We start from the raw sequence: 12,678 nt of genomic DNA, 5'->3' as shown, positions 1-12,678 counted from the left end.
TCAGGCCTTCTTCCGCGTGGTGGTCCTCTTGGCCGGGGTCTTGCGCGCCGCCGGCTTCTTGGCACCGCCGCGGGTGGCCGGGCCCTTGGCGCGCTTGTCCGCGAGCAGCTGGTAGGCCTCCTCCGCCGTGAGCTCCTCGGGCTGGCGGCCGCGCGGGACGGTGATGTTGGTGACGCCGTCCGTGATGTACGGGCCGAAGCGGCCCTCCTTCACGGTGACCTTCTTGCCGGAGACCGGGTCCTCGCCGAACTCGGCCAGCGGCGGCTTGGCGGCCCCGCGGCCACGCTGCTTCGGCTGGGCGTAGATCTCGAGGGCCTGCTCCTGCGTGATGCTGAAGATCTGGTCCTCGGACTCGAGCGAGCGCGAGTCCGAGCCCTTCTTCAGGTAGGGCCCGAAGCGGCCGTTCTGGGCGGTGATGACCTCGCCCTCGGCGTCCGCGCCCACGACGCGCGGCAGGGACATCAGCTGCAGCGCCTGCTCGAGGGTCACGGTGTCCACGGACATGCTCGTGAAGAGGGAGCCGGTGCGGGGCTTCTCCTTGGCCGGCTTCTTCTTCGGCTTGGGCTTGCCGTTCTTGTAGTACTCGGTGGGCTGGGCGTCGAGCCAGGCCTGCAGCTCCTCCTCGGTCATCTCGGGGATGACCTCGGTGACGTAGGGCCCGTAGCGCCCGTCCTTCGCGACGACGGTCCGGCCCGTCTCCGGGTCCGTGCCGAGCTCGCGCTCGGAGGGCTGCGCGGTGGCGAACAGCTCTTCGGCCTTGGCCGGGGTGAGCTCGTCCGGGGCCAGGTCCTCGGGGACGTTGGCGCGCGGCGGGGTGGCGCCCGCCTCCGCGTCGGACGGCAGCGACCGCTCCAGGTAGGGGCCGTACTGGCCCACCCGCAGGGTGATGTCCTCGGTGATCGGCAGGGAGTTCACGGCCCGCGCGTCGATCTCGCCGAGGTTGTCCACCACGTGCTTGAGGCCCTCGACGCCCTTCTCCGTCTCCGCGGCGGGGGCCCCGAAGTAGAAGGTCTGCAGCCAGGCCTCGCGGCCGAGCTCGCCGGCGGCGATCCGGTCGAGGTCGTCCTCCATGCGGGCCGTGAAGTCGTAGTCCACGTACTTCGCGAAGTAGTCCTCGAGCAGGCCGATCACCGCGAACGCGGTCCACGACGGGACGAGCGCGGTGCCGCGCTTGGACACGTAGCCGCGGTCCATGATCGTGGAGATCGTCGGGGCGTACGTGGAGGGACGCCCGATCTCGCGGCGCTCCAGCTCGGCGACGATCGACGCCTCGGTGTAGCGGGCCGGCGGGGAGGTCTCGTGCCCGGTGGCCTCGATCGGGTCACCGGTGAGGCGCTCGCCCTGGGCCACCTGCGGCAGGCGGCGGTCCTTGGCCTCCGCGTTCTCGCCGTCGACCTCGGCGTCCCGACCCTCCTCGTACGCATCGAGGAAGCCCTTGAACGTGATGACCGTGCCCGAGGCGCTGAACTGCGCGAGGCGGCCGTCCTGCGCGGTGGCCGAGAGCCGCAGCGTGGCGGTGTAGCCCTTGGCGTCGGCCATCTGCGAGGCCACGGTGCGCTTCCAGATCAGCTCGTACAGGCGGAACTCGTCCGGGCGCAGCTCGGCCTTGACTTGGGCCGGGGTCCGGAAGGAGTCCCCCGCGGGTCGGATGGCCTCGTGGGCCTCCTGCGCGGTCTCGTTGCGCTTGGCGTAGACGCGCGGCTGGGCCGGCACGGCGTCCGCCCCGTAGAGCTCGGTGGCCTGGCGCCGGGCGGCCTGCACGGCCTCCTGCGAGAGGTTCACCGAGTCCGTGCGCATGTACGTGATGTAGCCGTTCTCGTACAGGCGCTGGGCCACCTGCATGGAGACGCGGGAGCTCATGCGGAGCTTGCGGGCGGCCTCCTGCTGCAGCGTGGAGGTGGTGAAGGGGGCGGCCGGGCGGCGGGTGTACGGCTTGTCCTCCACCGAGTCGACCGTGAAGTCCGCCCCGCGCAGACCCTCGGCCAGCGAGCGGGCGCCGGACTCGTCCAGGTGGGTCACCTTCTTGCCGGCGGAGGCCTTGAGCCGCCCGGCGTCGTCGAAGTCGCGGCCCGTGGCCACACGCTCGCCGTCCACGGTGCTCAGACGTGCGGTGAAGGAGCTGCCCACGGCCTCGGCGGCCTGGGCGCCCTCGGCGACGGTGAACGTGCCCTCCACGCCCCAGTACTGTGCGGAGACGAAGGCCATGCGCTCGCGCTCGCGCTCGACGACGAGGCGGGTGGCCACCGACTGCACGCGACCCGCCGAGAGCCCGCGCGAGACCTTGCGCCAGAGCACCGGCGAGAGCTCGTAGCCGAACAGGCGGTCGAGGATGCGGCGCGTCTCCTGGGCGTCCACGAGGGCCGTGTCCAGCTCACGGATGTTCTCCAGTCCGCGGCGCACGCCCTCCTTGGTGATCTCCCCGAAGGTCATCCGGTACACCGGCACCGTGGGCTTGAGGGTGTCCAGCAGGTGCCAGGCGATGGCCTCGCCCTCCCGGTCCGCATCCGTGGCGAGGTAGAGGGCCTCGGCGTCCTTGAGCTCGCGCTTGAGCTCCGTGACCTTCTTCTTCTTGTCCGGGTGCACCACGTAGTACGGGGTGAAGCCGTGCTCCGTGTCCACGGCGAACTTGCCGAACGGGCCCTTCTTCATGTCCGCCGGCAGGTCCGAGGGCTTGGGAAGGTCGCGGATGTGCCCCACGGAGGAGTCCACCACCCAGCCGGAGCCCACCGCGTTGAGGTACTTCGCGATGGACTTGCTCTTGGCCGGGGACTCCACGATGACCAGCTTCTTGCCCTCGGGCACGGAAGCGGTCACGGAAGCGGGGGTAGTGGACAACGGGTCCTCCTGGGACGGGATTGCTGCGGGTCCGGGGCCGACGCGAGCCGACCCGTGTCCGCCGGGGGCGGACGTCCCCACATCGTAGGGCGCGCTGACCACGATAACGCCCGGCGTCCCCGCGCCCGCCACCGCCCGTCCGCTCAGCCCTCCACAAGGAACCCGTCCTCGTACAGCTCCCGCAGCGCGGCCAGCAGGCCGGCCCGGCCCGCTTCGTCCAGCTCCAGCAGCGCGGCGACCGCGCCCACCAGCTGCCCCACGGACAGCTCGCCGTCGCTGGCCGAGAGGACGCCCGCCGTCGCGGTGTCCAGGCGCGCCACACGCCGGAACCCGGAGCCCTGACGGGCCAGGATCACCTCGGGGTGCTCCGCCCCGAAGCGCTGGTGCCGCTCCTCCGTGACGTCCGGGGCCACGCGCAGGTGCAGTCCGCGCAGCGCGGCCAGGGCCGGGTCTCCCACGGCGTCCCCCGCCCCGGGGCCCGCGGCGAGCCGGTCCCGGCGGGCGACGGCGGCGGCCCACGCGGCGCCGAGGGCCTCGTCCACGGGCTGGGTCAGCTCCTCGGCGACCACCCACCCCCGGCCCTGGGAGCCGTCCGCAGCGGGCCGGCGCAGCCACACGTGTCCGAAGCCGACCCCGGCCACGCCGCGGGCGTCGAAGTCCTCCAGGTACCCGCGGTAGGCGGCCTCATAGGCGGGCGGGTCGAGCTCGAGCGAGGAGTCCTGCAGCCACGTCTCCGCGTAGCCCGCGGGGTCCTGCCGGTCGCGCTGGAGCAACCAGGCCTGCATCCCCGGCGCCACCCACGAACGCGGGCGCGCGTTCCACGGTGCGGTGTCGGCGTCGGTGGTGTCCCCCGCCGGGATCTCCCAGTTGGCGAGCAGCTGCGCGGTGCCGCCCTCGGCGAGCACGTCCGGCAGGGCCGCGATCAGCTCCGCGACGATCCGGTCGCCCTCGCGGCCGCCGTCGCGGTAGGTCAGCACGGGCGCGTCCGGGTCCGTGCGCGGGGTGATCACGAACGGCGGGTTCGAGACCACGAGGTCGAACCGCTCCCCCGCCACCGGCGCCAGCAGATCGCCGGCCGCCAGCCGGACCCGGTCCTCGAGCCGCTCCCGGTCGAGGCCGAGCACGTCCGCGTTGAGCAGCAGGTTGAACCGGGTGAAGGCGAGGGCGCGCTCGGAGAGGTCCGTGGCGGTCACGTGGTCGGCGTGGGCGAGCAGGTGCAGGGTCTGGATCCCGCAGCCCACCCCCACGTCCAGGGCGCGGGCCACGGGACGGCGCTGCGTGGCGCCGGCGAGCGTGAGGGAGGCCCGACCGATGCCGAGCACGTGCTCGGGAGGCAGCGGGCCGCGCCGCTGCAGGGCCGTCAGGTCCGAGGCGATCCACATCCGGCCCGGCTCGTCCGCGTCGTACGGCGAGAGGTCCACCGCGCCGCGCACGCGCCCGTCCGGCCCCTCGACGACGAGCCCGGCCGCCACGGCCCCGGCCAGACCGAGGCTGGGCAGCGCGGCGTCGAGGTCGGCGGCGGGGACGGGGTCGCCGAGCAGCCAGGCCCCGACGGCGGCGGCGAGGCCCCGCGTGCCGTGCCGGTCGCCGGGGCCGGCTGCGTCGTCGTGCCGGCCGGGGCCCGCCAGGTGACCGGCGACGACGCGGCGGGCGGCCTCGGCGTGCTCGCGGTCCAGGGCGAGCGTGGCCACGGGTCCGAGCAGCCCCTCGACGGCGGCGGTGGTGAACGGCAGGGCTGCCAGGTCCGCGGCGAGGGCCGCGGCCGTGGCCGGGGTCAGCCGCGGGGCGGGGGGCGACGGGGGTGTCGGGACGGGACTCATGCCTCGGTCCTCTCGGCGGGGTGGGGGCGGTGGGCGCAGACGGGGCAGCGGTGCTCGGGGTCGTCGGCGGCGCAGGCCGCGCAGCGGACCTCGAGCGTGGTGCAGGCCGGGTCGGCGCAGTTGCGCAGCGCCGAGGTCGGGGCCTCGCACGTGACGCACCGGCCGATGGTCTCGGCATCGGCGGTGAAGCGGGTGGACAGGCGTCGGTCGAACACGGCCAGCTCGCCCCGCCACAGTCCGGCGTCGCCGCGGGCCTCGCCGTAGCGGACGATGCCGCCGTCGAGCTGGTAGACCTCGGCGAAGCCGCGGTCCTTGAGCAGGGCGGAGAGGACCTCGCAGCGCACGCCGCCCGTGCAGTAGGTGATCAGCGGCGCGTCCTTGAGGTGGTCCAGGGCCCCGGAGTCGACGGCGGCGAGCAGGTCGCGGGTGGTGTGCGCGTCCGGGACCACGGCCCCGTCGAAGCGGCCGATGGCCGCCTCCACCGTGTTGCGGCCGTCGAGGAAGCGCACGGGGTTCGCGGTGCCGGCGCGCTCGGCGACCAGCGCGTCCACCTGGACGGGCGTGAGCCGCTCCCCCGTGCCGACGATCCCGTCCGCGTCCACGGTGACGCGCTCGGGGGCCCCGAACGCGACGAGCTCGGGCTTGACCTTGACCGAGAGGCGGGGGAAGTCCGCCGCCGAGCCGTCCGACCACTTCACTTCGAGGTCCCGGAACGCCGGATGCTCCCGCGTGCCGCGCATGTAGCGCTTGACGGCGTCGACCGGTCCGCCGACGGTCCCGTTGATCCCCTGCGGCGACACGATGATCCGGCCGGTCAGGCCGAGGGACGCGGCGAGCGTGCGCTGCCACAGCCGCACCGCCTCGGGGTCGGCGAGCGGGGTGAACCGGTAGTACAGCGCGATGCGGGAGAGGGGGGCGGTGCTCATCGAGGTCCAGGCTAGTGCGCGACCCCGGACGCCACGGCCGTGAGGGCGGGCGGGGCCTGGCCCGCACCGGCCACACGCCTTACCCTTCAGACATGACTGAGCATCTGGATCCGGCACTGGTCGACATCTGGTTCGCGGCCTGGTCGCGATCGCGCGGCTACCGTACGAGCCAGGAGGCGGGGCGACGCGCGGCCCTGCGCACCCCTCGCCCCGCCCGCATGATCCCCGGCGGCTCCGGTCGCGCCACGGTGGACGTGCCGGCCACGTGGGAGCACGTGGTGGTGAACCCCTCCCGCGGGGAGCTGGAGGACCTGCGCGAGGCGGTGCGGGACCAGGAGCAGATCCTGCTCACAGTGTTCGGCGACGCCGGCGAGGACCCGAAGGCCATGGGTCTGAAGGCCCAGGCCGAGCCGGAGCGCTTCATGACCATGGACATGGACCCCGAGCTGCAGGACGTGGAGCCCCCGCTGCTGCCCGAGGGCTATGAGGCCCGCGTGGACCAACCGATGGAGGGCAGCCGTCGCCTGCGCATCCTGGCCGTCGGCGCCTCGACCGTGCCCGAGGGCGAGGAGGAGCTCGCCGCCCTCGGCTGGGTCACCGAGGAGGGCGGCACCGCCGTCTACGACCGGATCTGGACGTCCCCGAACCACCGTCGCCGCGGCCTCGGCTCCCTCGTGATGCGCTACCTCACCTCCGAGGTCATGAGCGACGGTGAGATCAGCCGCGGCCTGCTCGTCGCGTCCCCGGACGGCCAGAAGCTGTACCGCCACCTGGCCTGGACCGACCTCGGCCCCGTGTCCATCTGGGGTCGCGGCCTGGCCGAGGACAACCCCGCCGCCGAGCACACCGGCACCATGGGGGCGTGACCGGCCACCTCCCGGAGCACGATCCCTGGGCGGATCCCGCGGGCGGCTGGGGGCCGCCCGGCACGGCGGATTCCGCGCCGCCCGTCGACGACGCCGCCCCGGACTTCTCCGGACCGGAGCCGCAGCCCGTCGGTGAGGTGCTGGCCGACGTCGTGGCCGGGCTGTCCGTCACGGCGCCCGGCGACCTGCGCCCGGACACGCCGGCGGGGGCCGGACTCCGTGCGGCGCTGGGCCGGACCGGGCTGCCCGAGCAGATCCGCCACGTCACCGAGCTGCCCGCACGGCAGGCCCGGCACACGGACTGGCCCGCGGACGCTCCGGAGGGCCTGGTCAGGGCCTTCGCGGCGCGCGGCGTCGAGCGGCCGTGGCTGCACCAGGTACGGGCGGCGGCCCTGGCCGGCGCGGGGACGCACACCGTGCTCGCCACGGGTACGGCGTCGGGCAAGTCGCTGGGCTACCAGCTGGCGGTCGGCACCCGGCTGGCCGCCGACCCCCGGGCCACCGCGCTCTACCTCGCCCCCACCAAGGCCCTCGCGGCGGACCAGCTGACCTCCTGGCGCGCCCTCGAGCGGGACGGTGCCCCGGGGCTGCGCGCGGCCCCCTACGACGGCGACACCGCACCGCAGGATCGGATCTGGGCCCGCGAGCACGCCACCGTGCTCATGACCAACCCGGACATGCTCCACGTGGGGATCCTGCCGCACCACGAGCGGTGGGCCGCGTTCTTCCGGAATCTGACGTTCGTGGTGGTGGACGAGTCGCACACGTACCGGGGCGTCTTCGGCTCGCAGGTGGGGATCCTGCTGCGTCGACTGCGGCGCATCGCCACCCACTACCGCGGGGACCGTCCGGAGACCGTGTTCATCGGGGCGTCGGCGACGTCGGCGGATCCGGCCGGGCACTTCGCCCGACTGATCGGGGCGCCGGCCACGGCCGTCACGGAGGACGCGTCCCCGCACGGGGCGGTGACGGTGGCGTTCTGGGAGCCGGAGCTGACGGACCGCCGGGGCGAGAACGGCGCGCCCGTCCGCCGCTCGGCGATGGCCGCCGCCGCCGACCTGGTCACGGACCTGGCCCTGCAGCAGGTCCGCACGCTGGCGTTCATCCGCTCGCGGCGCGGTGCCGAGGCCATCGCGAGCGCGGCCAAGCGGCAGCTCGAGGAGGTCGAGCCGGGGCTCGGCACGCGGATCGCGGCCTACCGCTCGGGCTACCTGCCCGAGGAGCGGCGGGAGCTGGAGGCGGACCTGCGCTCGGGTCGGCTGCTGGGCATGGCCTCGACGCCGGCGCTGGAGATGGGCATCGACGTCGCAGGGCTGGACGCGGTGGTGGTGGCCGGCTGGCCGGGCACCCGCGCGTCGTTCTTCCAGCAGATCGGCCGCGCCGGGCGCGGCGGCCAGGACGCACTCGCGTTCTTCGTGGCCTCGGACGACCCCCTGGACACGTTCGTGGTGGACCACCCGCAGGCCGTGTTCGACCTGGGCGTGGAGGACACCGTGGTGGACCCGGAGAACCCGCACCTGCTCGGCCCGCAGCTGTGCGCGGCCGCCGCGGAGCTGCCGATCACGCCCGAGGCGTTCGGCTGGTTCGGGGAGCCGGAGCGGGTGCGCGCCCTGCTGGACGTGCTGGTCGCGCAGGGGCTGCTGCGCCGTCGGCCGGCCGGCTGGTTCTGGACGCACCCCGAGCACGCCGCCGGCATGGTCTCCCTGCGGGACGACGGGGGCGGTCCCATGGACATCATCGACGCCGAGTCCGGCGCCCTGCTGGGCACGATGGACTCGCCCCAGACCCACTACCAGGCGCATCCCGGCGCGGTGTACGTGCACCAGGACCGCACGTACCTCGTGGAGGAGCTGGACGAGGACGCGCACGCGGTGGTCGTCACGCGCGCCTGGCCGGACTTCACCACGCAGGCCCGGGACGTCACGGAGATCGAGATCGTGGCGGTGCACCGCCGCCTGGACGCGCGCGCGGGCACCCTGCGCTGGTGCCTCGGGGACGTGCAGGTCCGCACCCAGGTGGTGTCCTTCCAGCGCAAGGCCCTGGTCTCCGGGGAGGTGCTCGGCGAGGAGCCCCTCGACCTGCCGGCACGGGACCTGTTCACCTCCGCGGTGTGGTTCCAGGCAGCCTCGGACGAGCTCATCGCCGCGGGACTGACCACGGATCGCCTGCCCGGCGCCCTGCACGCGGCCGAGCACGCGATGATCGGCATGATGCCGCTCGTCGCCTCGAACGACCGCTGGGACATCGGCGGCGTCTCGATGGTCCTGCACCCGGACACCGGCTCCCCCGCCGTGTTCGTCTACGACGGCCGGCCCGGCGGGGCGGGCTTCGCCGAACGCGGCTTCGAGCAGGCGCGGCGCTGGGTCGAGGCGACGGCGGGGGCCATCGCGGCCTGCGAGTGCGCGGAGGGCTGCCCGTCCTGCGTGCAGTCCCCCAAGTGCGGCAACCGCAACAGCCCGCTGGACAAGGCCGGCGCGCTGACCGTCCTGCGGTTCCTGATGGACCACGCCGATCACCTCGTCCCGGCGGACGCCTCGACCGACGGCTCGGGCGGCGGTGCCTCCGGCGGGGCCACGGACGCGGCGCCCGGGGCCTGAGACCGCGGCGGACCCGCGACGGCATCGGCCGTGGCCGCCGGCAGCGGGGCGCGGGCGAGCTCGACCGCGACGCGCACGGTCCCGTCCTCGCGCACCTCGCACGCCACGACGGCGGCCCCGTTGCGTTCGGCGGTCCGCCCGGCCAGCACGCACGGCTCGTGGTCGGAGAGCCCGCGCCGGGCGTCGGAGGCGGCGAGCGCCGCCAGATCGGCAGCCCCGGCCGCCCGGGAGCCGGTGGCCGAGGCCTGCCCCAGCGCCGCGACAGCCAGCAGCAGCCCCGCCCCCAGAGCGGCCGTGCCCAGGACGGACACGGTGCCCGAGCCGCGTTCGCCCCGCGCGGGCGCCCTCCCACGGGTCATGACCGGTCCTCCGGCCCGGCGGCGGGCGTTCCGGGCCGCTGGTCGGGGGCGGCGGCGTGCGCGGTGAGGGTGAGCACCTCGGCCCAGGCGAGCGGCCCGGGGCCGGGCTGGACGACCTCGACGGTCACCCACCCGCCCTCGACGGTGTGCGAGAGCGAGGCGTCGTCGCCGGCCATGCGCGCCACGGCGTCCCGGGCCGCCGCCTCGTCGTCGCCCCGGGCGAGGATGCGGGCGGCCGACGCCGCCGCGTCCTGACCCCGCACCTGCTGCACCGCGGCGGCCCCGGCCAGCAGGACGGACACGAGCACGAACGCGATCACGGGCAGCAGCACCGCGTACTCGGCCGTGACGGCCCCGGTCTCGCCGCCCCGGAGCGCCCGGGGCCACCCCGCCGTCCGGGCGCCCGTGCGGCGCCCGGACGGCGGGGCGGAGGTCGGGTGCTCAGTCACGCTGGAGCGCCCCGGAGACGAGGTCCACGAGCAGCGACTGCACGTCCGGGCTGGTGAGCACGACGGCCAGCACGCCCGCGAAGCCCACGGCGGCGAGCGTGAGGATGCCGTACTCGGCCGTGATCGCGCCGGTCTCCTCGCCCGCGGCGTCGACGACGCGGGCGAGGCGGTCGCGGTCGCTCGGGCGGGTGACGGCGGGCTGGGCGGTGTGGGAGCGGTGGGTCATGGTGGTCCTCCTGGAGTGGGCCCCGCGGTGCGGGGCGGTGATGACGGCCCGGCCGGGCCGCTGGTCCCAGGCTGGCCCGCTCGAGGGCTCGCGCGCCGGGGGTGGCGCGGATCCGGGGATGGGGCGGGGCGATCGGGGCCCTGTGCAGGACCGGACGCCCCGGCGTCGCCGCCGCCTCAGCCCGGTCCCGCCCCGAGCAGGGCCATGACGACGGGCACCACGCCCCAGCACACGAAGGCGGGCAGCAAGCACAGCCCCAGCGGCATCACCAGGCGCACGGCGAGCTCCTCGGCCGCCCGTTCGTCGGCCCGTCGGGTCTGCTGACGGACGGCGGCGGCGGTCTCGGCCAGCGTGCGGGCGCCGGCCATCCCGGACCGGTGCAGCGGTCGCAGTCGGGCGGCGGTCTCGACCCACACCGGGTGAGCGTCGAGCCCCGCCCACGCCTCGTCCCAGTCCCGGCCCCATAGCAGCAGCGTCGCGGTGGTGCGCAGGCCGCGGGCGCCCGGCAGGGTTCGGCCGAGGTCGTCCAGCGCGGCGGGCAGGGATCGGCCGGCGCTGAGCAGCGCCGCCAACACGTCCAGCACGACGGCGGCGCCCACCGCCGCCGGTTCGCGCGCGGCCGCACGCAGCAGCAGGCGCGTCCAGGACCGCCCGGCCAGCCAGAACAGCAGCCCCACCGCGGCGACCACGGCACCGAAGGGCGAGCGGGCCAGGTCCCACGGGGAGGTGCCGAGCAGCCACGCGAGGCCGAGGCCGCCCAGGGGCAGCCACTGCAGCAGTCGGGACGTCGCGCCCGGCCCCGCCGCGGCCGAGCGGCGGGCCCGGGCCGCGTCCACGTCCGCCTCGAGACTGTGGGCCAGCCGCCGGGCCACGGCAGCGGGAGCGGCACCCGCCCGGGCCCCGGCCGCGAGCGCCGCGTCGACCAGCGCCCAGCCCGGGTCCCGTGCGGGGGTCCGCCAGGGCAGGGTCCCGCCGCCGCGCGCCGCCTCCCCGGTCGGCGCATGCGACGCCGGCACATCCCAGGCCAGTGCCTCGGCCCGGCGTCGGGCGCGGTGATGGGCACAGCACGCGGTGCCCGCCTCGCTCGGGCCCGGCCCGCAGGCGGGCAGGGTGCACGCGGTCTCCCGCCAGGCCTGCTCCTCGGTCAGGCCGGCCGAGACGAGGGCGGCCCAGCGGCGCAGCACGCCGACGAGCACCTCCGTCTCCTCCTCCGGCCTCGCCCGCCCCGCCCGCCAGGGCAGCAGCGGCACGGCACGCCCAGCGCGCGACCGTCGTGCCTGCCCGGCCGCCGTCGTCGTGCTCACCGGCCGCTCCGCCCCGCCAGCCGGGCCGCGAGCGCGGGCATGCCGGGTCCTTCGACGGTCCGCCCGCCCGTCGCCTCCGTCCCGGGCCGCCACGTGAGGGCGGGCAGCAGGGCGAACCCGTCGGCGCGCGGGTCCGAGACGGCGAGCTCCACGGGGTGCCGCCCGTGGCCGTCGCGGGCGATGTGCAGCACGGCGTCCACGCCGGCGCGGGCCTGCGCGGCCACCGTCTCGGGCCGCCAGCCGGCCAAGGAGGCCATGGCCGTCAGCCGGGCGGGCACCTCGGCGGCGGCGTTGGCGTGCAGGGTGCCCCACGCGCCCTGGTGGCCGGTGTTCAGGGCGGTGAGGACGTCGGCCACCTCGGCGCCGCGGCACTCGCCGACCACGAGCCGGTCCGGCCGCATCCGCAGCGCGTGGCGGACGAGCTCGGCCAGTCCGACCTCGCCGGCGCCCTCCGCGTTGGCGGCGCGGCACTGCAGGGCGACCACGTGCGGGTGATCGGGCGCGGCCTCGGCCGTGTCCTCCACGACGACGATCCGTTCGTCCCCCGGCACCCGGCCGAGGGCCGCGGAGAGCAGCGTGGTCTTGCCCGCCCCGGTCGCGCCGCTGACCAGGACGGTGGCGCGGTCGCGCACGAGCGCCTCGAGGGCGTCGGCCCAGAGGGCGCCGTCCGGCCAGCCGTCGGCCAGCGCGGCCAGCGACGGCGTCGTGGCGGCCGGGATCCGCAGGCTCAGCAGGGTGCCGCCGCCGCTGACCGGGGGCAGGACCGCGTGGACGCGCACGCCGCCCACGCGGGCGTCGGCCAGCGGCACCGCCGCATCGAGGCGGCGGCCGGCCCGGTGCAGCAGCCGCACCGCGAGCGCCCGGGCGGTCTCGGGGTCGAGCCGACCGGGGCGGCGGACGAGGCCCTCGTCCCCGTCGGTCCACACCGCGCCCGCGCCGTCCACGAGCACGTCGGTCACGCCCGGGCTGCGCACCCAGGGTGCGAGCGGGCCGAAGCCGTCGAGCTCATCGACCAGCGCCGCCACGCGCGGGTCGTCGATCGGCGCGTCGAGGGCCTCGGCGATCAGCGGGGCCAGCGGCGGCTCCGCCCCGTCCGCGGCCGAGGCACGGGCCTCGGCCACGCGTCGGCGCACGACGGCGGCGTCCAGCCCGTCGGGGCCCGCTGCGGGTGCGGCGAGCGGCGGCGCGGCGACCTGCGTGCGTCCCGGCTCGGCCGGGCCGGTGCGGGGCCACGGGAACCGCCGGTCGCCCTCGGGCGGGGCGGGGCGGCGTCGTCGGCCCCAGATCGGAAGAGCA

The 12,678-nt window shown here is 76.2% G+C and carries 10 protein-coding genes; 2 read left to right on the top strand and 8 right to left on the bottom strand.

Translation table 11 applies throughout. The annotated features are described in order from the left end of the window. The 3 genes from topA to trhO all read right to left on the bottom strand — a co-directional run bounded on the left by topA (position 1) and on the right by trhO (position 5,581). The gene (gene topA, locus MF605_RS08885; RefSeq protein WP_101966219.1) at positions 1-2,835 is read right to left on the bottom strand and encodes a type I DNA topoisomerase; all 2,835 of its coding nucleotides are present in this window, start codon (positions 2,833-2,835) and stop codon (positions 1-3) included. A gap of 143 nt (positions 2,836-2,978) precedes the next feature. Continuing rightward, on the bottom strand, positions 2,979-4,655 hold the full coding sequence (locus MF605_RS08880; RefSeq protein WP_134415807.1) for a DUF7059 domain-containing protein: 1,677 nt from the start codon (positions 4,653-4,655) through the stop codon (positions 2,979-2,981). Then, positions 4,652-5,581, bottom strand: coding sequence for an oxygen-dependent tRNA uridine(34) hydroxylase TrhO (gene trhO / locus MF605_RS08875; protein WP_134415809.1), 930 nt, complete (start codon positions 5,579-5,581; stop codon positions 4,652-4,654). The genes MF605_RS08880 and trhO overlap by 4 nt, the downstream gene beginning before the upstream one ends. Before the next feature lie 92 nt (positions 5,582-5,673). Here trhO and MF605_RS08870 point away from each other — a divergent pair, with 92 nt between their 5' ends. After that, the gene (locus tag MF605_RS08870; protein WP_134415810.1) at positions 5,674-6,447 is read left to right on the top strand and encodes a GNAT family N-acetyltransferase; all 774 of its coding nucleotides are present in this window, start codon (positions 5,674-5,676) and stop codon (positions 6,445-6,447) included. Next, entirely contained in the window at positions 6,444-9,044 is a 2,601-nt protein-coding gene (locus MF605_RS08865; protein WP_134415812.1) for a DNA 3'-5' helicase SftH, read from the top strand. Before MF605_RS08870 ends, MF605_RS08865 begins: the two co-directional genes overlap by 4 nt. On the opposite strand, the gene MF605_RS08860 is transcribed toward MF605_RS08865, so the two are convergent. From MF605_RS08860 to MF605_RS08840, 5 genes are all read right to left on the bottom strand, one after another. Next, complete coding sequence (locus MF605_RS08860) at positions 8,960-9,403, bottom strand: Rv3654c family TadE-like protein (RefSeq protein ID WP_134415814.1); 444 nt, start codon at positions 9,401-9,403, stop codon at positions 8,960-8,962. The genes MF605_RS08865 and MF605_RS08860 overlap by 85 nt on opposite strands. Further along, positions 9,400-9,852, bottom strand: coding sequence for a TadE family type IV pilus minor pilin (locus tag MF605_RS08855; protein ID WP_134415816.1), 453 nt, complete (start codon positions 9,850-9,852; stop codon positions 9,400-9,402). The genes MF605_RS08860 and MF605_RS08855 overlap by 4 nt, the downstream gene beginning before the upstream one ends. Beyond that, positions 9,845-10,078: a DUF4244 domain-containing protein gene (locus tag MF605_RS08850; RefSeq protein ID WP_010080291.1), complete on the bottom strand. Its 234-nt coding sequence runs from the start codon at positions 10,076-10,078 to the stop codon at positions 9,845-9,847. The genes MF605_RS08855 and MF605_RS08850 overlap by 8 nt, the downstream gene beginning before the upstream one ends. A 176-nt stretch (positions 10,079-10,254) precedes the next feature. Further along, entirely contained in the window at positions 10,255-11,382 is a 1,128-nt protein-coding gene (locus tag MF605_RS08845) for a type II secretion system F family protein (RefSeq protein WP_134415818.1), read from the bottom strand. Then, on the bottom strand, positions 11,379-12,678 hold a 1,300-nt coding region (locus MF605_RS08840), incomplete at its 5' end, for a TadA family conjugal transfer-associated ATPase (RefSeq protein ID WP_277933440.1). The genes MF605_RS08845 and MF605_RS08840, both read right to left, overlap by 4 nt.

The organism is Micrococcus luteus (assembly GCF_022664405.1).
Taxonomy (GTDB): domain Bacteria; phylum Actinomycetota; class Actinomycetes; order Actinomycetales; family Micrococcaceae; genus Micrococcus; species Micrococcus luteus.
The sequence above is the reverse complement of the archived record's forward strand: the minus strand, read 5'-3'. Positions and strand labels throughout refer to the sequence as shown.

Bases quoted from the DNA above. Each gene is read 5' to 3' on its own strand.
- MF605_RS08880 (WP_134415807.1), bottom strand. From the start codon at position 4,655: ATGAGTCCCGTCCCGACACCCCCGTCGCCCCCCGCCCCGCGGCTGACC.
- trhO (WP_134415809.1), bottom strand. From the start codon at position 5,581: ATGAGCACCGCCCCCCTCTCCCGCATCGCGCTGTACTACCGGTTCACC.
- MF605_RS08870 (WP_134415810.1), top strand. From the start codon at position 5,674: ATGACTGAGCATCTGGATCCGGCACTGGTCGACATCTGGTTCGCGGCC.
- MF605_RS08860 (WP_134415814.1), bottom strand. From the start codon at position 9,403: ATGACCCGTGGGAGGGCGCCCGCGCGGGGCGAACGCGGCTCGGGCACC.
- MF605_RS08850 (WP_010080291.1), bottom strand. From the start codon at position 10,078: ATGACCCACCGCTCCCACACCGCCCAGCCCGCCGTCACCCGCCCGAGC.